We start from the raw sequence: 20,400 nt of genomic DNA on the forward strand, positions 1-20,400 counted from the left end.
TATTCCTCCTGCTATTATCATGCGCATAATGCCGCATCGATCCAGGCGAAGGCCAGTTAATACCTGGCCTTTGCTTCATCTTTCAATGAATAGAATGTGGGTTAATGACTTCTATTTAGCCCCTAGAGTGAGTTATCCAACTTCACCATTTTGGCCTCAGAAGGCACGCCGTTTTCATTGAGCGCGAACAGCATGTAATAGCCCGGAGGCGCGATATTGGAGTTCAATGGCGTGGTCAGCCGATAGTAGTCGGAGCCCAATGGGTCCACTTCCAATTCGATGCGTCGTTGATCGGTATTGGATGAGTGGGTGACTGCAGACAAGCGGATCAGCGCGACAGAGCTGATAGTCTGTTCAGAGCGAATATCGAAATCCTTGTTATAGCCGATTTTTCCGTTATATCCCGTCGGCCCATTGTTGACAAGGGAGACTTCCGGACGATCGCCTTTGAACAGGTACGGAGGACTGTAGATTTCCGCCGTGGTGTAGTTGAACTTGCAACTCGCGCCACAGGCGCCGCCGCCGGCAACCCAGATTCTACCATCAGGAAGCAGCAGTGCGGTCGAGTGATAGTTTCTAGGGTCCTGATGCGGAGCGACTTCCGTCCATTCGTCATTGACCGGATCGTATATTTCCGGCGTATACACCGCTTCGCTGGTATCGAAGAGGTGGCTGTCCCGGGAGCCGCCCACTGTGAAAACGCCGCCATCCGGCATTACCACCGAGTTGGCGTAATACCGGGGATGGCGCATGTTTTCCTTGCGCACGGATTCACCGGTTTTCAGATCGATTTCATAGACGGAATACAGTGACTCGCTGACATTGATTTCCGCCTGATCGTCTTTGTAGTCTTCAATACCGAACCTGGCGTTTCCGCCCATTAGCAGCAGCTTGTCCGCGCTGTACTGGACATTGGCGGCGCCCTGAATGTACTTCGGTCCATCCTCACGTCCCTGGCCGGTCAGCATGGACCCGCCCTCGCCTTCGACAGTATGACGCACGAAGTTCTTGTAAGGCGCGTACTCCAGAATGCTACCGTCATGCATGACAGCGAGTTTTCGGTAATACTGCCCACGGGCCAGACCGTAATCACTGTTTTGTCTGCCGTCGATATCAGTGATGGTTTCGATTTTGTCGTAACCAATATCCCGGGTATTGCTTAAGTACCTGAAGCTGCGGGTGTCTGGATTCCAGATTTCCCCTTTCATATTTTCGAAAAAGGATTTTGGATTAGTGGACCCGTCCCCATCGCCGCCGATGGTGAAGACGGAACCATCGCCGAGGACGACGGCGCTGTTGTACCAGCGCGCCTTTTCCAGGTCGTTTTCCCTCACCCAATCGTTGGTGTCTGAGTTATAGGTCACCACATATTTGCGCTTGGCCTGATCGCCGCCACCGCCCAAAATCAGCAGCGACCCGTCCCGATCCATGACCGTGGCCGGGCAGAACATCTCATAGGTGTCTTTCACCACATATTGAGACAGTGTTCCATCTTTGGGATTGAACGCGCCGGTATAGGTGACGTCATCGCCATGAAAACTGATCGGCGTGGACCCCGACCAGAACACCAGCTGCCCGTCGGGTAGAACCGCTGAAGCAATCGCCACCAGGCCCAGCTCAAAAGTGTCGCTCCACTCTCCAACTACCGTTTTGGCGGCGGGTTTGAGGTCAAACTTTTCGTTGTCACCGGTCGTGCAGCCGAATTGCATCAGCTTCGCACCGTTAGTGAATCGATTGCCTGCGATATTCAGACAGAGCTCCGTTGCCGCTTCACTGATCCGATAACCATCCCTTAAAGGCGCTATATTCAACGGTCTTGCGGCCTGGCAATCGCCCAGTTTGACGTCCGTTCCGGCGACGCCCGGCGCGTTAATGCAATATTCCCGGTTCTCAACCGTAGTGGTCAGCCGGTAACTCCCGTCAGGATTCTGCTGAGCGTTCCATAACAGGGAGTCCGCTGAGCAGGCCAGCTGAACCAAACCCATTGTCTCGTTACGTTGAAAACAGAGCCCACTGTCCTTACCGGCAAGGTTGAATAAACCCGCCGGTATCTCAGCAAACGCTATCTGGGAGGTCACAGCTATGCCCGTACCTACAATTATTTCACGTATTCTCACGTGTACTTCTCCAAATTAATTAACTTCTTAGGTTTCTCATGCAGCTTGTTGTTTTTATTGACTAACATGAGGCCTTGTTAGAAGGGCGTCTGGAGAATTGGTTCAATTTTTTCGACTAAATTAATCGATTATTTTGAAAAGTCTGGAAATCGGGCCGAGCCGCGGGAGACAGAGCCTGCACATGTCAGGCCCTGTCGTTGCAGGCAAGTCGTTACAGACAAAATAGAAGGAAGCTATTTGTCTGCCTGATTAATAAGGGGCGCTTAAAGCCCCGCGAAGCCGCGGCGGAAGCGGCACGGGGCGCTTAGTTTCCGGCGAGACGGCGACCTGGGTTAACGTCGAGCGAAAGGTTACTTCGTTGGCATGGTTACGGGCTTCAACGAAAAAGCTGAATGAGGTCGTGGTTAACTCTTTGCAGCGGACTTCAATGCTGATGGTCTCGTCCCAGGCCATCGGGGCCAGGAACTCCATGGAAAACGCCCGCGCCGGAGGCAAAATCCCCATATCCAATATCTCGCGGATTCCCGGCGCGCCCAGCTTGTGCGTCAGGAATTCATGCACCGCCTCAATCACGAAATAAGACACCCTTGGCGTATACACAATGCCGGCCGGATCGCAGTCGCCAAACAGGATTGTTCGCTTTGTCGTAAAACTCATGGCATTCACTCGCTAGTTATTTCTTTTCCGATGTTTTTGGGCGCCGCGCAAACCATTGTCACGCGCGCCCTACTCGCAATCTTGGACTTTCGGCCTCATCTATAGCCGAACAACCATAGAATACTCGCTATCACGTAGATTTCAGGAGACCGCTGGACATGTATATCGGCAAATTGGCGAAATTGACCGGAACCACGCCGAAGGCCATTCGCCACTATGAAGCTCTGGGGCTGTTGCCGGAGCCGCAACGGAGGGAAAAATACCGGGTTTATTCTGACGATGACGTTGAGGCGGTCACGCTGATCAAGCAGGCCCAGTCGCTTGGATTCAAACTGTCCGAACTCAGGAAGCTGGTTGAAGGCGTCAATGTGTCCGAAGGCTTTCCCTTCGATGCGGCGATAGCCATGGTCAAATTGAAACGGGAAACGCTGCACGAAGAAATGCAGGCGATTCAAAGTCTGGACAAGCGCCTTAAACAGCTTCAGGAAGATCTGCAAAACTCATCCTGTCGTTGTTGACTCTGTCCCTAAGGACAAGGTTTAGCATTTGCGCCGTCAAACGGGTATCTGATCACGTGTCTGGAGATTGTAGATGAAGAAAATACTGGTGCTTAACGGCAGTCCTAAAAACGATGGCTTCGCCAGCGCCTTGTCGCAACACTACGCGGCGGCTGCGGGCGAGGCGGGATTCCCGGTGACGCAGGTGAATTTGCGGGAGTTGGAGTTTGATCCCAATCTGGCGGCGGGCTATGACGCCATCATGCCCCTGGAGCCGGATTTATTGCGATTGCAGCAACAGGTTCTGGCTGCGGATCACTTGGTCTTCGCCTATCCAGTCTGGTGGGGATCGGTTCCAGCGTTGATGAAAGGCGTGCTGGATCGCATTCTGTTGCCGGGCTTCGCGTTCCGTTTTGAAGAAGGAGCGTCTTTTCCTCAGCAACTGCTGGCGGGAAAAACGGCGCGGCTCTTGGTCACCATGGATACGCCGCCCTGGTACTACAAATGGGTTTATGGCGCTCCCAGTCATAAAATGATGAAAAAAACGGTCTTGGAGTTCTGTGGCGTGAAGCCGGTGAAAATCAGCGAATTCGGACCGATTGTCAAATCCACCCACGACGTCCGCCGCCGCTGGCTGCAGCAGACGTTGCAGCTGGCGGCGACGGGCGGCTGAACCTGCGCCTCATTTGAAGGTCCCACTTTTTGAAGGTCCCACTTTCAGCGTTCATTGCACAGGGCTGCGCCCGCTCAAACCGGCTATTGAAGACGCTCTTGTAAGCCTTACAAAAATCATTGCAAGTCTGACGGGAACGGCGGCAGTTATTAATCAGGAAGACAAAGAGCTTCCTGCTCTTTGTCTACAACGACAGAGCCTGCGCATGTCGGGCCCTGTCTCCTGCGGCGGTCGGGGGGGCATGTTTCTTGCCCCGATCAACAGTCAATGGACTGCAACTGTTGAAGTGAGGAAATCTATGTCTATACAGGAATCTCAACCCTCTGAGCCCGTTTATGTGGTTGACGGCGCCCGTTCCCCCTTTATCAAAGCAGGCGACCGCCCCGGCCCTTTCCACGCTGGCGATCTCGCCGCACAGACCGGCGCCGCGCTGTTGCTGCGCCAGCCTTTTAATGCGGAGGAGATCGATGAAGTCATCCTCGGCAACACCATGGCCGGTCCGGAGGAAGCCAATATCGGCCGCGTAGCGGCGCTGCGCATGGGATGCGGCGAGGCGACGCCAGGCTATACGGTGCACCGGAACTGCGCTTCCGGCATGCAGGCGCTGGACAATGCCGCCGCCAGCATCGCCGACGGTCGCTCCGATCTGATTCTCGCCGGAGGCGTGGAAGCCATGAGCCATGCCCCGGTGCTGCTGCGCGAAGATATGCTCAACTGGCTGGCGGACTGGCGTAACGCCGACTCTCCCCTCGAAAAAATCAAGCTGATTCCAGAGTTCGAAACCCAATATGTGCAACCGGTTATCGGGTTACTGCGAGGACTGACCGACCCCATCGTCGGCTTGAACATGGGACAAACCACAGAAAAAGAGGCGGAGCATTTCGGCGTGTCGCGACGCTCCATGGACGAGTACGCCGCGCTCAGCCAGCAACGTTTGGCTCACGCCGATGGAGCGGGTTACTTCAAGGAGGAGCGCACGTCGCTGTACTCCCCTGACGGGACCTTTTTCGACAAGGATAACGGCATGCGCCCGGACACCACGGCGGAGTCCCTGGCGCGACTCAAACCGGCTTTTGATCCGTTCGGCAGCGTCACCGCCGGCAACAGCTCGCAAATCACCGACGGGGCCTGCTGGCTGTTGCTGGCCAGCGAACAGGGTCTGAAAAAACACGGCCTCACCCCCATCGCCCGTCTCGCCCATACCGCCTGGGCCGCGCTTGATCCCTCGATGATGGGGCTGGGCGTCACGCTCTCCTCAACCGCCATTCTCAAACAACGAGGTTGGGGCCTGGACGACATCGACTACTGGGAAATCAACGAGGCTTTCGCCGGGCAGGTGCTGGCTTGTCTGAACGCATGGGCTGACGACGCCTATTGCCGGGAACAACTGGGGCTGGAGCAGGCTCTGGGAGAACTGGACATGACGCGCCTGAATGTAGACGGCGGCGCAATTGGTCTCGGACACCCTATCGGCGCCAGCGGCGCCCGCATCGTCCTTCACTTGATCCACGTACTGCGGCGCCATCAGACGCGACGCGGCATCGCTTCATTATGCATCGGCGGCGGACAAGGCGGCGCGATGCTGGTGGAAAATATTGAATCGTAAAGGGAGAACTCAACCATGGAGCAGACTCAAGAAGCCCACCCCATCGTAGAACTGGAACGGTCCGCCTTTATGCATTGGAGCTTGCAGCGTGACACGGACAATATCCTCTGGTTGCGACTGGATCAAAAAGACGCTTCCGCCAACCTGTTGGGAACGGAGGTGCTGGGGGAATTGACCCGAATAGTCGACATGCTGGAGCAACAGCCCTCAAATTCCGGCGCTCCGAGCGCCCTCGCCTTCATCTCAGATAAGGACGCGGGCTTTATCGCCGGCGCCGACATCAACATGATCGAGCAACTGCAAGACCTGGAACGTCCGGTGGATCGACTGCTGTCCATTCAACAGATTTTCAACCGTATCGAAGCGCTGCCCTACCCCACAGTGGCGGCGATTCACGGCTATTGTCTGGGCGGCGGACTGGAGCTGGCCCTGGCGTGTCGGTTCCGCATCGCTACTGCGGACGCCAAACTGGGCTTTCCCGAAGTGAAGCTGGGGCTCCATCCCGGCTGGGGCGGCGCCGTGCGCCTGCCACGCTTAATCGGCGTCACTGACGCCATGGACATGATTCTTGGCGGCAAACCGGTTTCCGGCGAACGCGCCCATGAACTGGGATTGGTGGACCACATCGCGCCACGACGCCAGTTCGCCAACGCCGCGCTCGCTATCGTGCGGGACAATCCCAAGCCCCATGAACCCAGCCTGGGCGGCAAGATTCTGAATGCGTCACTGCTGAGCGGGCCGGTGGCTTCGGAACTACAGCGGCGACTGCGTAAACGCGCAGATCGCAGTCATTATCCCGCTCCCTATGCCGTCGTTGAGCTATGGGACCATCACAGCAGAGACACGGATAAAATGCTGCATAAAGAGGCGGAATCCTTCGTCGCCATGAGCCGCACTCCCGCCTCGCAAAACCTGCGGCGTATTTTCCTGCTGCAACAGGAAATGAAAGCTCAGGGCCGCAACGCCCGCGATACCATCCAACATGTGCATATTATCGGCGCCGGGGCTATGGGGGGCGGCATCGCCGCCTGGTGTGCGCTCAAAGGATTGCGCGTCACCTTGCAGGATCAGAATCCCGAGAGCCTCGCTGAGGCATACAAGCATGCGAACGGGTTATTCCGCGATAAGCTTGGGGACAAACGGCTGGCGATGGTCGCCCGGGACCGCCTGACGCCGGACCCCGAAGGCGTCGGCCTGGCGTGGGCCGACTTGGTGTTGGAGGCGATTCCGGAAAAACTGGAGGCGAAGCGTCAGTTGTATCAGGAAATAGAGCCGCGTATGAAAAGCGACGCAACCCTGGCCAGCAACACTTCCAGCATCCCCATTGACGAACTGGCGCGCGGCCTTGCCCACCCTGAGCGACTGGTTGGGCTCCACTTCTTCAATCCAGTGGAAAAAATGTTGCTGGTGGAAGTGATCAAGGGCGACAAGACCTCGCAACAGACGCTGGATCGCGCCATGGCTTTCGCCGCCCTCATCAAGCGCGTACCCACGCCGGTCAACAGTGCGCCCGGTTTTTTCGTGAACCGGGTGCTGACCCCGTATCTGCTTGAAGCGATGATCATGTTTGACGAAGGCGTCCCGGCGGAAACCCTGGACGCAGCGGCGGAAGAATTTGGCATGGCCATGGGGCCAGCCGAAACCGTGGATCTGGTGGGCCTGGATATTTGTCTTGACGTGGCGGAGCACATGAGCGGACTGATTCGCGGCGACGCGCCGGCCATGTTCAAGAACTGGGTGTCCAAAGAACGCCTGGGCCGCAAAACCGGCCAGGGATTCTATGAATACAAAGACGGCGAGCCGCAGAAGACCAAAGTCTCCCGTCCGGATGATCAGGAAATGGAGGCCCTGCGTCAGCGCATGATTTACCGCATGCTGAACGAAGCCGTGGCCTGTCTGCGGGAGAAGGTGATTGAACAGAAAGACCACGGCGATCTGGCGATGGTGCTGGGAGCGGGCTTTGCTCCCTTCAGAGGCGGCCCGTTCCGCTACATCCAGGCGTGCGGCCCCACCCAGATCAAACGTATGCTCACGCTGATGGCTCAGGATTATGGCGACCGTTTCACGCCGGACAGAGGTTGGGAAATGCCCGCTCTAATCGCCGATGAAGAACGCGGGCACAAACAGGACCGCGATTCCCAGACTGAGTTATGAAGCCGAACAGCGCCCTCAGACCGTCCCGGGGGATGAGAGCCCGCCCGAATAGCGCCATGGCCATCTATTCCGCACCCTATTCCGCACCATGCCGCCTGGCGTAGGCTTCCAGGCGGTCGAGCATCTCCATTGACGGCAAGCCGTTGTCGTAGGGGCGCGAGGAGAGCGCTTCGAAGCTGTTCGCATAGTCAGCGATATCCCCGTCGGACTGGGCCATGGTTATAACGCGCACTTGGCGTTTCAGCGGCTGATAGCGACCGGGTTCAGGCAGGCACGCCCATAGCGCGACAAGGGCGGCGCTCGCCAATCCCGCGATGCATCCTCGACGAAGCGGAGAGAGTTGGCGGGCGTCGCGGGGAATAAGCAAGGCGCCCAGAATCAGGCCGGTAATGAACCCTCCCCCATGGGCGGCGTTGTCAACGCCATCAATCAAGAAACCCAAAAAGATGGTGAGCAAAGAGAAGATAGCGGCGCCGAAGAACAACCATCTGAATTCGGTCAAAGGTACACGGGATTTATTCAACCAGAGATAACTGAGTAACGCGCCATAGACGCCGAATATGCCTCCCGAAGCCCCTGCGGAGACGACGCTGACGACATGCAAAGCGAGGGAAAATAAATTGCCGATGAGACCTGACGTTATAAAGATAATTAAAAAACGCATCTGGCCGTACATGCGCTCCACCCACTGCCCCCCATCCCATAGCGCCCAGGCGTTCAGGGTCAGGTGGACGATTCCGAAGTGGAGAAAAATCGCGGCGTCCAGCCGCCACCATTGCCCGTTCTGCGTCGCCGGGCTGAAGTTGGCGCCCCACTGCAGCATGACATGACTTGGGACATGCCAAAATTCACCGTTTTTTAACCATATAGAGACAAAAGCGAGTATAATCCCGAGAATGATTATCATTGAAGTGTAAGTAACGGCGACCCTTTCTTTTAGCTGTTCATAGAAAGATGACATGGACGCGCTGGATTCCCTGCGATAGCTTTTAACTTATTGAAACTTAAAGGACATATTGCTCGGCACATATGGAAACTAACATACCCCGGGCGCAGACGCACGTTAACACAATGAAGACCCAGGTTAACACGACGAACAGAAACAGGCTTTCACAGCGGCCGCTGACGCCGCCTTTTTGGGGCCCGCGAACAGTTGTTCCCAGCCCTCCCACCTCCGGACCCTAGAGGAGATTGACGCGCTTTCAGTAAAACAAGGAACCAAGGAAGTAAAGGATTAGATGTACACAAGGATTAGATGTACACAAGGATTAGATGTACACAAGGATTAGAGGTACATATGGACAACCTGCAACGATCAATGAAGATCGGCTTTGGCCGGAATAATCTGCATCAGTTTTGCGAGGCGCTGTTGGACCCCCTCGCCCTGTTCATCAGCATCTTGTTGGTGAGTTATTTATTTGAAGGCGCCATTGAAGCGCCATCGATGATCTCCGCATTATTTGCATTCTGCGTCGCCTTCCCCGGGCAATCGCGACTGCACCAACCCTTGAGCCGTTGTCTCATCAACATATTATTAGGCTGGTTCGTTATCGCCTTTTTGATTCTATCTTTAGGCTACGCCACGCGATCGATAGACTTATTCTCACTGACCACCATCCTCCACTGGCTGTGGATCGGCCCCGCCATGCAAGTCAGCGCGCATCTGGCGTTCCGCTACTTCACGGTATTGCTGCAACTGCGCGGCGATCGACAGAAAGTGGTCATTGTGGGCATGAACGAACAGGGACTGGAGCTGGCCAAACGTCTGTGCCGCAGCCCCTATTACAACGTCGAAATACTGGGCTTTTTCGATGACCGAACGGCGGATCGACTGCCGAAAGGCGCCGACTGGCCAGTGCTGGGGGATTTTTCTGAGTTATACGGATACTGCAAGGCCCAGCGAGTCAACAGTATTTACCTGTCGCTGCCCATGACCACGCAGCCTCGCATCCTGGCGATTCTCGACAACCTGGGCGACACCACCGCTTCCGTTTTGTTTATTCCCGATATGTTCGTGACCAAGTTGATCCAGGGCAATGTCCACCAGGTCACCGGCATGCCGGTCGTCTCTGTTTGCGATACGCCGTTCCGGGGCGTTAACGGGCTGATCAAGCGCTGGAGCGACATTGTTCTTTCCACGCTGATTCTGCTGATGATCGCGCCGCTGCTGGCGGTCATCGCTGGCATGGTGAAAGTCAGTTCACCCGGCCCCATCATTTTCAAACAGCGCCGCTACGGTTTGGATGGCGAGGAAATCATCGTCTACAAATTCCGCTCCATGACCGTCTGCGAGGACGGCGATGTGATTAAACAAGCGCAAAATGGCGACAAGCGGCTCACGCCCATCGGCGGCTTTTTGCGCAAGACTTCACTGGATGAGCTTCCCCAGTTCATCAATGTGCTGCAAGGCAGGATGAGCATCGTCGGCCCCCGCCCGCACGCGGTGGCGCACAACGAGCAATACCGCAAGCTCATCAAAGGCTACATGGTGCGCCACAAAGTCCGGCCGGGCATCACTGGTTGGGCTCAGGTCAACGGTTTGCGGGGCGAAACACAAACCCTGGAGCGCATGCAGGCGCGGATCGAGTTCGATCTCGACTACCTGCGCAACTGGTCGCTGGCGTTGGACCTGAAAATCATCCTGATGACTGTCGGCATGGTCTACAAGGATGAGTACGCATACTGAAACCGGAACCTGGAACTTCATCCGGTTACCGCGCAATGGATATTACCTCCCACTTAACTGAGAGATATTTGCAATGAAAGGCCTGTACATTAACGTTACCAACGCGAGAGCCGAGGTAGAGTTATTTTCTTCTTCAATTGGCGCCCCCGCGGACATACATGAGTTCAATTCCCCTCTCGGCGCCCACATTTTGGTGGACGTGCATCGCGCCAACTGGCCGGAGGGCGTCGCTTACGCCGATGCGGCCACACATTCCCTGGCGGTGGGCTGCGGGCATTTCGTCTTCAACGGACGTTTGGGCAATATCAGCGAGTTCGCCCGCGCCTTTTTCAGGGCGGAAACGGAAGAAGAACGCACAGCGGTGTGTTCGCTGATCGAAGCCGGCAGTTACGTGTTCTATATCGAAACCGGCGGCGCGCACTACCTGGTGACCGACCCCTTCGCGCTGGCGCCGCATTTTCAGGACGTTCAGTCTGCAACGCTGCGCGTCGCGCCGGCGCCCTGCTTCATCGTTGAGGGCAAGGAAAAGGAAGAGGACCCGGCGCTGCAGAACATCCTGAACATCAAGCGCCACCTGTTCGGCGGCTACACCCTGTTCAAGGGAATAGAGCGGCTGGAAGTGGGCGCCATCGTGTCCCAAAGCCAAACCTCATTCTATTTCGATTATCTGAACGGCTCCGGCGACTTGCAGAACGTCAATGAAAAGATGCGTAAGGGCCTGGAGATTTTCGGCGATCGCAAAAGAATTCTCCCTTTGAGCGGCGGGCTGGACTCCCGGTATTTGCTGTCGCTGGGCAAGACTCATTACGGTTACACCTATGGACCGGCGAATACCGGCGACCGCCCTGTCGCTCGTAAATTCGCCAGATTCTTCGACGACTATCGTGAGTTCTCCCTGTTGGATCTCAGTTATCCAAAGCGCTCGCAACAACTGGGCGAAAAGATGTTCAAAGGCCTGGTGTCCCGACCGCTCTCCGAACTGCTGGTGGTGTACCGTCATTTCTATGAAGCCTGGGGCGACGGCAATCTGTTCGTCGACGGTTACCTGGGGGGCACCTTACAAAGGGGCTACTACTTCAACATCGAGTCCGCCTGGGGAACCCTGTTCCGTATCTTCCCTTCCCTGATGTTCCGCTTCATCACGCCGGAAGACCTGATTCGTTATCGCTACCGTCAGTTGGATGCAACCGGCAAAGCCCTACTGCTGGATAACTTCCATGCCGTCACGGCGCGCTTCAACTGCGACGGCTGGAAGAAAATATTCCTGTACGAAGCGCTATACGGGCGCAGCGGGCGCTGGATCACCCACGGCGGCTGCGTGATGGCGAGCCAGTTCTTTACGCCTGTGCAGCCCTTCGTCTTCTTCGACGTTTTCCGCACCTTCATGTCTCTGGACGTTCGCAAGTTCAACAGCTTTTCTTTGCTTTCGCCTTTGTGGCGCACGCTGCCGAAGGGCCTGAGCGACGTCGCCACCCTCGACTTGTACCGCCCGCTCTGGCCCGCCATGCTGAACCGCTGTCTGCACGTGGCGTCCAGAACCACCGACAAACTCTCCCTCAGCCATCGTTTTGATAACTACAAGGAAGAACTGCCCAAGGTGCAGTGGGAGTGAGTGTCAGAAATAAGGCAGGGATCTGATTTTGCTTTCGCGCACCTCAGATGGAATATGATCAGAGGTGCGCGTTAAATTAATAGTAGAAGCAGATAGCGCATGCCTTACTAACGTCGAATTAAACTTGGATAGCAACGGGAATAGGTAGCCCCAACATAGTCACTACTGGCGTATAAATATCTACATCGGCGGTGACTGTTTCTATCGACACAATCAGGCTATAGCGGGTCTTTCGATTCCAGCAGCCTAAATGGGCTCGCTCCCTCCACCATCCAATTTTTGGCATCACAGAGATAAAGTGGGAAGTTGCAAGTTCGGCGGAAGTGCCAATCCAAGTATCAGAATGGATGGAGCCACGATCCCTGGCATTCGAACCAAGAAACCAATAGCCAGACGCCGATTGAGTGTTGACAAGCTGCTCATCTTCTTCTCTAGCAGCTTTATTTATTCGCTTAACAAACTCTTCTTTTGATTCGCTAGGATTATTGATATCAAAACGTAACGCATGTGATGCATATCGATAACGATCCTTCCAGCCGATTTCACCAGGCCCTGGCTCAATAAAATATGACAACGTAACTTTCATTTTTACTTGGACATTATCGGGAAGCGCCTGAAGCACTTCTTTAGGCCATGGTAAGTCATAGAAATGCATGTCCCGTGTGCACATACCAGTTTTGGGCTTCTTACGTCTATCAAATGGTTGAATTTCTGCCTGTGAAATTAAGGTTAACGAATTCTTGGCGCTGAACAGCGCACGATTCAAGTCAGGTACGCCATAACCACAAATACTGAGCAATACCTTTAAATCAGCTTTTTTATTGCTTGACGTAAACTGATTTTTTAAAGGCTCAGGCCAATCTGCTGAATGAACCAAAAGAGCCCGGATAGTCTCTTCCCAGTAACTAGGGTACTCGGCTCTAAGAGCTCCCGCCATTCTTGCTAACTGAGCCGTAGCCGCACTAGTCATATTAAAAGGATAAAAATATCCTTGTGAGTGCGGTTGATGAGTGATCGAAAGTATTGACAGGTCATCACACTCAGTTGCAAACCCTGTGCGGTCTATCGCTAAATTCCCTCCTTCTAACACTAATTCTGGCTTAATCGGCCACTTGTTTTCTTCCCATGTACTCGACGTTGTTGAAAATGGAGAGAGTGTTTGTGCCTGTGCGACAGGAGAATATGAGTCTAACTTTGGATCAGTTATATCAACGAGATTTGTTATCGCGCCAACTGTCAGAGCATTCCAAGATTGGGCTGGGTCATGTGCGGATTCCGTCACTTGAATTGCAGGATAATCTTGTGCAGCTTTTGTAAAGTCTATGCCATGTACAGAGTTACCCGCACTGATAATAAACAGCCTTTGCTCATTCCACCTTGCAGTAAGTTGGTCAATCTCAGCGGACCAAGAGCTTGGGCGACCTCTGTCACGTGTATCCGTTGCAGTAACAGCCATGCAATAGGTCCGCTTCCTTTCAGGTGCTTGTATTTCTGCTCTACTAACCCCCTGAGCGATAATGTATCCCCAAAGTTCTGGTTTGTTCTCACCATCATGCGGCAAAATTTTTACAGACTCTAAGGCATAGCGAATAGGTACAGTGTCATTGTTTTCCAAGAGAAGCGTTAAGTCTCCATACAGGGCTGTTCCCGCCATGAGCGTCCCATGCTGGTCACGGTCATTTACCCCCCAATTTGGATCTATTGACTGGCAGTCTTCATCAGCTAAGTGTGGTCTGAGTAAAGGGTGACCATTGTTAACACCAGTATCAAGAATACATACTGAAGATACTGAGTGTTCCGGTTTATCAATTCTATTTAGAAGATCAGTCACCCATTGGCTTTGCTCTTTTGCACTCATCTCCATAAAAAACGCGGACGTCGTTTTTGCTAAGCGATATTCTGCTATAAGGTCGCTTGTTTGCGTCAGCTTCTCCAAGTCGCTCATACTCGCGAAGATTACTTTAACAATTCGCTCTGGAAACTTTATAACTCCTTGGCGAGCATCTAAATTGAGCTGATGGATAAGTCTGTCAAATATCCTAACTTCCTCATCGGAGCTGCCTCGAAGCCATACTTCCACCCATTTCTTTTCTAGTCCTGGTTTAGTCGCACTCAAATCAGTCCAAAACGAATCGACCAAGAGCGCACTCTTGATATCCGCAATACTTGCCACTAACCTTTGGTGCTTCGGGTTGCCCTTATCTGTATTTTGATTTATATACTCATCAAATTTTGAGGCAAAATATTTCCGCATTTTGTTTGAAACATATACTGTCGCCAAAGTGACTAACTGTCCTGCATCGTTCTCCACTTTCCGAATGTTTAACAGCCTAATTTCTCTAGATCGCATATCTTCGAGGCTTTTGGTTACTAGCTCAGCCCCTGGATCGCTAATAAATTCTAAATAGACACCATTCCTGGCGCCAACTAAGGCTAGTTGGGTGGCTTGTGATTCGTGCCAAGCCTTTTTAAACTGGGCCTGCAAATAACTACCATGCTGAACTCGATTTCTGGCGGTAACTTCAATCGGATTTATTGCTGAGGAGGTACTGGTATATGGGCGAACTTCAGGTTGGCTGGGCAATACAATATGAGGAAGCTTATCCATAAACTATTACTCCTCTATCAGAGACTTGAGTAGACCTGTCTCCGTTGATTTAAAGTATAGATTAGGTCAGTAGATGTAACTTTTGAACGATCATGCAATACAGCTTCTTTAATGGCATCGCGGCAAGCTGAGCCTATTTCGGCTTGGCTCAGGTTTTCGCATGTAGACAGAACTTTCCGCCAAGCAAAGCGCGTCGCCAAGAACCCTCCTAACACTATTTCAATCAACTGTTTACATTCGCTCTCATCGGGTAACGTGTAATAAATTACATCATCAAATCTGCGAAACAGTGCTTGGTCTAAAAGTTTTGGGTTGTTAGTTGCTGCGATGATAATGCTGTCAGACTGATCAAGCTCAATAAATTGCAATAACGCATTCAGAACTCGACGCATTTCTCCGACGTCATTATCAAGGGATCGATCACCACCAATGGCGTCGAATTCGTCAAAGAAATAAACTCCTTGCTTTTGTCCCATAATATCGAAAATTTGACGTAGTTTAGCACTAGTTTCCCCCATAAACTTAGTAACGAGCCGATCAACTTGAACTGTATAAAGCGGTAACTTAAGCTCATGAGCAAGCACTCTTGCTGACATTGTTTTTCCAGTTCCTGGAGGGCCAGCAAGTAGAACTCGACGACGGTTTGATAAACCGTGCATTTGTAACTTACTGCGCTGATAAAACTCCTTAACAACCCTATGAAACCGCTCCAAAGTATCCTTAGGGGCCACAAGTGATTTGAAAGGGGTGTCTGAAGTTTCAGAAACTACCAACCCTTTCAGTTCCTGAGGAAAAGGTACAACTGTTAAGCTCTTGCGAACCCTTTTGCGATGGTTATCAACTAGCTCTCGTATCTCATGAGCTAAAGTGGCGTGTCCTTGCTTTGCCTCATGAGCCGCCATCTGAAGAGCAATCGAATAAAAGCGCTCTCGATCTTCCTCTGAATAGGAGCGAATGAGGGATTTAATCTGGTCCGCGGTGGCCATGGGGCATATCCAACTTAATCACGTCAAAAGGCTCGTAATCCTACATGAAGCGGGCAACCAGCAACAGCTAAAAAACATTGGTATGAGATGGAGTGAAAGTTTAGCACACAAAATGCTTGGGGCCTGAGGAGCTGGATCATTGTTGTCGGTCCTCCGAGTCCGCCAAAGCAGGCTCGGCGAACCGCTAATGAATCCTTCCGCTAGTCCAACTCCAAACTGGGTCTTTTTGGAATCGCCATCCTGACTTTTTCCGGAATGGACGGATCGGGCTCGCAATCCGCGAGCGTGTTGCAGCCAATCATCTTCATATCATCCCACTGAATCGTCAGCAGCCCACCGTTGGCGGTGACGTAATCAATCAATTCCGCAGAGGTATAGAGTTTCATGGGACTGATAATACTGACGCCATCCGGAGAAGGATCGAGAGGATGGCGGGTGTAGTTGTGAATGTCGAAAATAGTCTGGGGAGCCTGATTGTCCAGAGTGGCGGTCATCTGGAAGCGTCCGGTCTCCGCATCCCCCTCAATAAACGTGTATTCAAGAGATATCCACTGTCCCACGGGGACTTCAAAGGTCTGGTTGACTTCACGCCATAGCGCGTCGTCCCACTTCTGCGTGGTTTGATTGTAGCTGCGCGCCCGCACGGCGAAACGCAGCTGATTTTGCCCCTCCTTTACGCTGGGTTTGTTGATATTGACGCTGACCACGAACGGATAGGGATCGCCATCCCAATGCGGGTTGTTCCACCAGGAAGACAGGGACAGCCAGTCAATGGTTTTCGGGTAGGTCCGCAGCATGCTGAAGCTGTTGCTCAGATACATGCGCACCTTCAGCTTTAACTCTTTAAAGCCGGTCTTGCCAGTGACGTCCAGCTGCACTCTGCCTTTCTCGTTATTGACGTTGGGCTTTTTCAGTGCGAAAGCGAGCACCTTGTTGTTGGGATCGTCCAGCGCCGGCTGAACCTGCGCCCAGCGTTCGGTGAGGTCGCCCCCTTCATAGTTGATGAACGCGCCGCCAAATCCCATGGTGGTTTTCTGTTCATTGATCCAATTGCGCACGCAGGAAAACTGGTTGGTGCTTAGCTTGGGCTCTGCGGTTTTGCCGGGCTGGATGTCTTGAAAATATAAGCCTTCGTTGAAGTCCGAGCTGAAAACAACCCGATTCCCGTCGTTACATGACCAGAACCAGTCCAGTTGCGGCGTTTCCGCCTGGACCGAATCAAGGGGCGGAAGCAAACACCCCAGAGCGGTAAGTAGAAGCGCCCATCGTTTCACAACGTCGGGCGACTTGGTCGAGTTGGCTGTCGGCCTGTCCATAAGCACTCTGACTCCTGTTGGTTAGACTGACTAAAAAAATGGCGCTGCTCCGCAGCGACCGAATACAACCTGCCAGTTTATTAACCAAAGGCTCATCCGCGACCACGGATAGAAAAGAGCCCGATTGCAATGACGGGGACCTCCACAAATGCTTGGGTAAGTCGAAGTCGTTCAGGCCCGATAATGCTTCTCCGGTTGGCCAGCCACTTCACGGCGGACAACTGATGCTATTAACGGCGCTCGCCGGAACATGCTTGCGCGGCGGTCCGATAACCGGCGCCGCGTCCCTCCGGCGAGCGGATTTTGTTGAGGCGGCTGTAGGTTTTCCCTAGCGGAATGACTCCTGTTAGTTAGTCTGACCTTACTAATAGTAGCCTTCATTGCAGAGACTGAATGTAACGTGACAGCTTTTTAACCAAAGCGCCATCCGCCACTTCGGAGATGGCGGGACCGGATTCCAATTGCGTGCGCCGGTCCAGTATGCGCGGCAAATCCGACGCTTCCCAGGCCACGATGATGCCTTTGCGATTGGCCAGCCATTTCGCGGTGGCCAACTGATGCTCATTGCGATGCTCGCCCAAAGAGGCTTTGCGCGGCACGATGATCACCGGTTTACGCAAATACATGGCGGTGATGATGGAGCCCATGCCCGCATGAGAGACAATCAGCTCCGCCTCGCGCATGTAGTCGGTCACTTTTCCTGGTGCGAGAAAGTCCGCGAAGCCCATGTGTTGGGGCATGTATTTAGCCGGTCCGGTCTGCGCATAGACCACTACATCCTGGTTGCGGCCCGCCCAATCGTCCAGCGCGCTGATCATGCGATCAAACGCAAGTTGAGTGCCTACGGTTGCGAAAATCACAGCACAGCCCCCCAGTAATGCGGTCCGCTGGGCTTGCTCAGATGCTCCCACTGCGTCAGCCACACATGGGCCCATCTGCCGACTTTGGCGCCGGACTGGGACAACGCCTCACCATTGGCGATGCTGTCTATCCATATGGTGCGCGCGCCTAAGAGACGCCCGTACAGGATGGCGGCGAAACCCGGCGCTGCGCCGGTGGTGACGACGATGTCCGGCCGGGTCTTAAGCATCACCAACGCCACCTGCAGGAACATTTTCACCAGCGCCAATTTATTCCACATGTTCGCATCCTGCACGATAAAACAGGGTTCGTTCTGAGGCGAACTGTAGTCCTTTACTGTAGTCATCCATGACAGTTTATGGTTCTCAAACGCGCCGCGCAGTCTTTGCAGTTGCACCCAGTGTCCCCCACCTGAGGCGACCAAAAGTATTTTTTTCATTTTTATTCTCCTGTCATTCCCTGAAAGTTCCTTTTTTGAGACAGATTTCCGGCTCTGGGCCGGTTGACGATGCTCAACCAAAGCTTCGCCAGTTTGGGGTACACCACATTTGCGGAAAAGGTATCCGCAAAACTGGCGTGTCCCCTTGCCGCCAGGCCCGCGCGCGCTTCATCATCGCTGATCGCGCAGCGTAAGGCCCGGCGTAATTCCTGAATGTCCCCCGCCGGCGTCAACATGCCCCGGCCATCGCTCAATACATTGGCGATGCCCCCCACCGGCGTCGAAATCACACAACAATGCCGCGCCAGCGCCTCCAGAATAAACATCGGCATCGCCTCGTCTCTGGAAGGCAGCACCGCAATGGCGGCGCGGTCCAGCAGATCCATGAGCGCCTGATGGGATAGCGCCCCCACGAACTCGGCGTTGCGCAGCGACTCGGGAACCACGCCAGCATCGATCACCGGTCCGGCGATGACCAGTTTCCAGGCGCCGACGTTAAGAGTGGGATCGGTATCGCTTTCAGCCTGCAGCTCTTCCCAGGCCTGCGCCAACACATCCACGCCTTTGCGATAGGTGACGCCGCCGCCGAATACCGCCAGATTTTCCTTGTTCCCCGGACGGCCGGTCGCCACTGCGTTGGGAATATACACGATGCGCTCCGGCGCCAGCGTCTGCGCCACGATGGCGCGGGTCTCTTCACTCAGCACATGGACATAGGTCGCTCGCGAAAGGACAAAACGCACCAGTTTCGGATAGCGCCGACTGAACTCGGCGAAACGGCTGCCGTGTAATTGCGCGACCACTCCGAAGCCCAATAGTTGCGCCAGGGTGAGCAAAGCGCCCTCACGCACGAAAGAACCGTCCTGGGACAGGTGAATCACCATGGCGTCCCGGTTTCTACGTCCGCGCAAGCGCAGAATTTTCCAAATGGCGCGGAAGAACAGTCCCAAAGCCTTTACGCCCCTGGAGCCGTCCCGTGACGGGATCACCTCAACCTTTAAGTTTTCGAACGGCCAGTTCAGATAGGCGTTGATCACCTGGGTCATGCCCCCCGCCACTTCGCCATGGCGTCCCACGTGCCATACCACTGGCGTCGTTGTTCTGTTCGCGCTCATGCTTCACGCCCCCGCACCGCCTCCACGAAAGAAACCAGTTCTTTGCGAACGCCATCCAGGGACACTCTGGCCTGCCCCAGCGTATTCAGATAACTCTCCCGCTGTCGCAGCGTATCCTCCAGAAACTGACCGGTGCGCTCCGGGGACCAGGACGCGGCGCTTTGCCCCACGCCTTTCAGCCCGATGGCTTCGAAATGACGGTCCACCTTGCTGGAATTATCCGTGGTCAGCCCCGCCGGCGCCGCGCCTTCCGTATAGGCGGCGATGAGCACGTGAAGACGGTCGCTGACCACCAGCGCCGCGCGTCGATAGACATCCCGCAAGCGCTGTTCCTGTTGCATATGGTCGTGGCCGTCCCAGTCCAGCACCTGTCCGCCCAGACTGCCGGCCAGCTCGCGGGAGCGCGCGGAGTCCATCAGCACCTGGGTCACCGCCATGATTTCCAGACGATGTTTGTGCGCGAAATCACGGACGGCCTTACGCCAGGCTTCATTGGGCGCAGGTCGGTCGCCGCGCATGGACACAATCAGATAGCGGCGGTTTTCCATGGAGGAAATACGGCTGAGTTCGCCGCCCTCCGCAAACGCCAGATCCGGCATCACGCCGCCGTGTCCCAGATACTGGAAAGAGCCCTGATCGCGCCAGTAAGTGAGATCGGAGACTTTCAACGACGGCGTTATCAAACGGCGATAGAAGCTGGAGAAGTTACGCACTCCTGAGCCCAGGCGGGCGACGCTGCCGCCCCGCGCCTTGAAGCGTTTCGCCATGGGCAGAACGCCAAGGTGCTCCTTCATGCCTTTCAGACTCAACTGGATTTCTCCGGGCTTGAACAGATAAATGCTTTTCTGGCGCCGACTGGCTTCCATGCCGGCGCGATACCAGGACAGAAACGACGTGTAGACATGATCGTCCGGACGCAACTGCAATGCTTCGGTATAGCCGGCGGGGGCGTCGCCGGTAAACACATGCAGCCGCGAATCGCCCTGCAGCCACTTGGCTAACGGGCGTCTCAGGATGATGTCGCCGATGTTCTGGTATTGACCGATGAGGGGTAAAAATATCGGAGTCATGAT

General features: G+C 54.3%; 16 protein-coding genes. 6 read left to right on the forward strand and 10 right to left on the reverse strand.

Going from position 1 to position 20,400, the window contains the following annotated elements; genetic code table 11:
- Positions 1-122: 122 nt before the first annotated feature.
- Complete coding sequence (locus HCH_RS15290) at positions 123-2,117, reverse strand: galactose oxidase-like domain-containing protein (RefSeq protein ID WP_011397221.1); 1,995 nt, start codon at positions 2,115-2,117, stop codon at positions 123-125.
- Positions 2,118-2,366: 249 nt separating this feature from the next.
- Positions 2,367-2,774, reverse strand: a complete 408-nt coding sequence (locus tag HCH_RS15295) for an acyl-CoA thioesterase (protein ID WP_011397222.1) — start codon at positions 2,772-2,774, stop codon at positions 2,367-2,369.
- Between the two features lie 158 nt (positions 2,775-2,932).
- On the opposite strand from HCH_RS15295, the gene HCH_RS15300 reads away from it, so the two are divergent.
- From HCH_RS15300 to HCH_RS15315, 4 genes are all read left to right on the forward strand, one after another.
- Positions 2,933-3,292 carry a MerR family transcriptional regulator gene (locus HCH_RS15300; protein WP_011397223.1) on the forward strand — a complete coding sequence of 120 codons (360 nt, stop codon included), beginning with the start codon at positions 2,933-2,935 and terminating at the stop codon, positions 3,290-3,292.
- Between the two features lie 73 nt (positions 3,293-3,365).
- Entirely contained in the window at positions 3,366-3,944 is a 579-nt protein-coding gene (locus tag HCH_RS15305; protein WP_011397224.1) for an NAD(P)H-dependent oxidoreductase, read from the forward strand.
- A 298-nt stretch (positions 3,945-4,242) separates the two neighbouring features.
- The gene (locus HCH_RS15310; protein WP_011397225.1) at positions 4,243-5,550 is read left to right on the forward strand and encodes an acetyl-CoA C-acetyltransferase; all 1,308 of its coding nucleotides are present in this window, start codon (positions 4,243-4,245) and stop codon (positions 5,548-5,550) included.
- 15 nt (positions 5,551-5,565) lie between these two features.
- Positions 5,566-7,704: a 3-hydroxyacyl-CoA dehydrogenase NAD-binding domain-containing protein gene (locus HCH_RS15315; protein ID WP_011397226.1), complete on the forward strand. Its 2,139-nt coding sequence runs from the start codon at positions 5,566-5,568 to the stop codon at positions 7,702-7,704.
- A 76-nt stretch (positions 7,705-7,780) separates the two neighbouring features.
- Here the strand turns inward: HCH_RS15315 and HCH_RS15320 are convergent, their stop codons facing one another.
- Positions 7,781-8,527, reverse strand: a complete 747-nt coding sequence (locus tag HCH_RS15320; protein WP_158304962.1) for a rhomboid family intramembrane serine protease — start codon at positions 8,525-8,527, stop codon at positions 7,781-7,783.
- A gap of 474 nt (positions 8,528-9,001) precedes the next feature.
- On the opposite strand from HCH_RS15320, the gene HCH_RS15325 reads away from it, so the two are divergent.
- A complete protein-coding gene (locus tag HCH_RS15325; protein WP_202945312.1) occupies positions 9,002-10,390 on the forward strand; it encodes an undecaprenyl-phosphate glucose phosphotransferase in 1,389 nt (462 codons plus the stop codon).
- Between the two features lie 73 nt (positions 10,391-10,463).
- Positions 10,464-12,002: a hypothetical protein gene (locus tag HCH_RS15330; protein WP_011397229.1), complete on the forward strand. Its 1,539-nt coding sequence runs from the start codon at positions 10,464-10,466 to the stop codon at positions 12,000-12,002.
- Positions 12,003-12,120: 118 nt separating this feature from the next.
- On the opposite strand, the gene HCH_RS15335 is transcribed toward HCH_RS15330, so the two are convergent.
- From HCH_RS15335 to HCH_RS15365, 7 genes are all read right to left on the reverse strand, one after another.
- Complete coding sequence (locus HCH_RS15335) at positions 12,121-14,610, reverse strand: S8 family peptidase (RefSeq protein WP_011397230.1); 2,490 nt, start codon at positions 14,608-14,610, stop codon at positions 12,121-12,123.
- Positions 14,611-14,627: 17 nt separating this feature from the next.
- Entirely contained in the window at positions 14,628-15,596 is a 969-nt protein-coding gene (locus HCH_RS15340; protein ID WP_011397231.1) for an AAA family ATPase, read from the reverse strand.
- A 200-nt stretch (positions 15,597-15,796) separates the two neighbouring features.
- Entirely contained in the window at positions 15,797-16,912 is a 1,116-nt protein-coding gene (locus HCH_RS15345; RefSeq protein ID WP_011397232.1) for a hypothetical protein, read from the reverse strand.
- Positions 16,913-17,289: 377 nt separating this feature from the next.
- A complete protein-coding gene (locus HCH_RS15350; RefSeq protein ID WP_011397233.1) occupies positions 17,290-17,772 on the reverse strand; it encodes a glycosyltransferase in 483 nt (160 codons plus the stop codon).
- Positions 17,769-18,212 carry a glycosyl transferase gene (locus tag HCH_RS15355; RefSeq protein WP_011397234.1) on the reverse strand — a complete coding sequence of 148 codons (444 nt, stop codon included), beginning with the start codon at positions 18,210-18,212 and terminating at the stop codon, positions 17,769-17,771. The genes HCH_RS15350 and HCH_RS15355 overlap by 4 nt, the downstream gene beginning before the upstream one ends.
- A gap of 2 nt (positions 18,213-18,214) precedes the next feature.
- Complete coding sequence (locus HCH_RS15360; RefSeq protein WP_011397235.1) at positions 18,215-19,327, reverse strand: glycosyltransferase family 4 protein; 1,113 nt, start codon at positions 19,325-19,327, stop codon at positions 18,215-18,217.
- Positions 19,324-20,397, reverse strand: coding sequence for a polysaccharide pyruvyl transferase family protein (locus HCH_RS15365; protein WP_011397236.1), 1,074 nt, complete (start codon positions 20,395-20,397; stop codon positions 19,324-19,326). The genes HCH_RS15360 and HCH_RS15365 overlap by 4 nt, the downstream gene beginning before the upstream one ends.
- Positions 20,398-20,400 lie beyond the last annotated feature (3 nt).

Source organism: Hahella chejuensis KCTC 2396, assembly GCF_000012985.1.
In the GTDB taxonomy this organism is placed as follows: domain Bacteria; phylum Pseudomonadota; class Gammaproteobacteria; order Pseudomonadales; family Oleiphilaceae; genus Hahella; species Hahella chejuensis.

Coding starts and splice junctions, on each gene's coding strand:
- HCH_RS15295 (WP_011397222.1), bottom strand. CDS start 2,774: ATGAGTTTTACGACAAAGCGAACAATCCTGTTTGGCGACTGCGATCCG.
- HCH_RS15300 (WP_011397223.1), top strand. CDS start 2,933: ATGTATATCGGCAAATTGGCGAAATTGACCGGAACCACGCCGAAGGCC.
- HCH_RS15305 (WP_011397224.1), top strand. CDS start 3,366: ATGAAGAAAATACTGGTGCTTAACGGCAGTCCTAAAAACGATGGCTTC.
- HCH_RS15310 (WP_011397225.1), top strand. CDS start 4,243: ATGTCTATACAGGAATCTCAACCCTCTGAGCCCGTTTATGTGGTTGAC.
- HCH_RS15315 (WP_011397226.1), top strand. CDS start 5,566: ATGGAGCAGACTCAAGAAGCCCACCCCATCGTAGAACTGGAACGGTCC.
- HCH_RS15320 (WP_158304962.1), bottom strand. CDS start 8,527: ATGCTGCAGTGGGGCGCCAACTTCAGCCCGGCGACGCAGAACGGGCAA.
- HCH_RS15325 (WP_202945312.1), top strand. CDS start 9,002: ATGGACAACCTGCAACGATCAATGAAGATCGGCTTTGGCCGGAATAAT.
- HCH_RS15330 (WP_011397229.1), top strand. CDS start 10,464: ATGAAAGGCCTGTACATTAACGTTACCAACGCGAGAGCCGAGGTAGAG.
- HCH_RS15335 (WP_011397230.1), bottom strand. CDS start 14,610: ATGGATAAGCTTCCTCATATTGTATTGCCCAGCCAACCTGAAGTTCGC.
- HCH_RS15340 (WP_011397231.1), bottom strand. CDS start 15,596: ATGGCCACCGCGGACCAGATTAAATCCCTCATTCGCTCCTATTCAGAG.
- HCH_RS15345 (WP_011397232.1), bottom strand. CDS start 16,912: ATGGACAGGCCGACAGCCAACTCGACCAAGTCGCCCGACGTTGTGAAA.
- HCH_RS15355 (WP_011397234.1), bottom strand. CDS start 18,212: ATGAAAAAAATACTTTTGGTCGCCTCAGGTGGGGGACACTGGGTGCAA.
- HCH_RS15360 (WP_011397235.1), bottom strand. CDS start 19,327: ATGAGCGCGAACAGAACAACGACGCCAGTGGTATGGCACGTGGGACGC.
- HCH_RS15365 (WP_011397236.1), bottom strand. CDS start 20,397: ATGACTCCGATATTTTTACCCCTCATCGGTCAATACCAGAACATCGGC.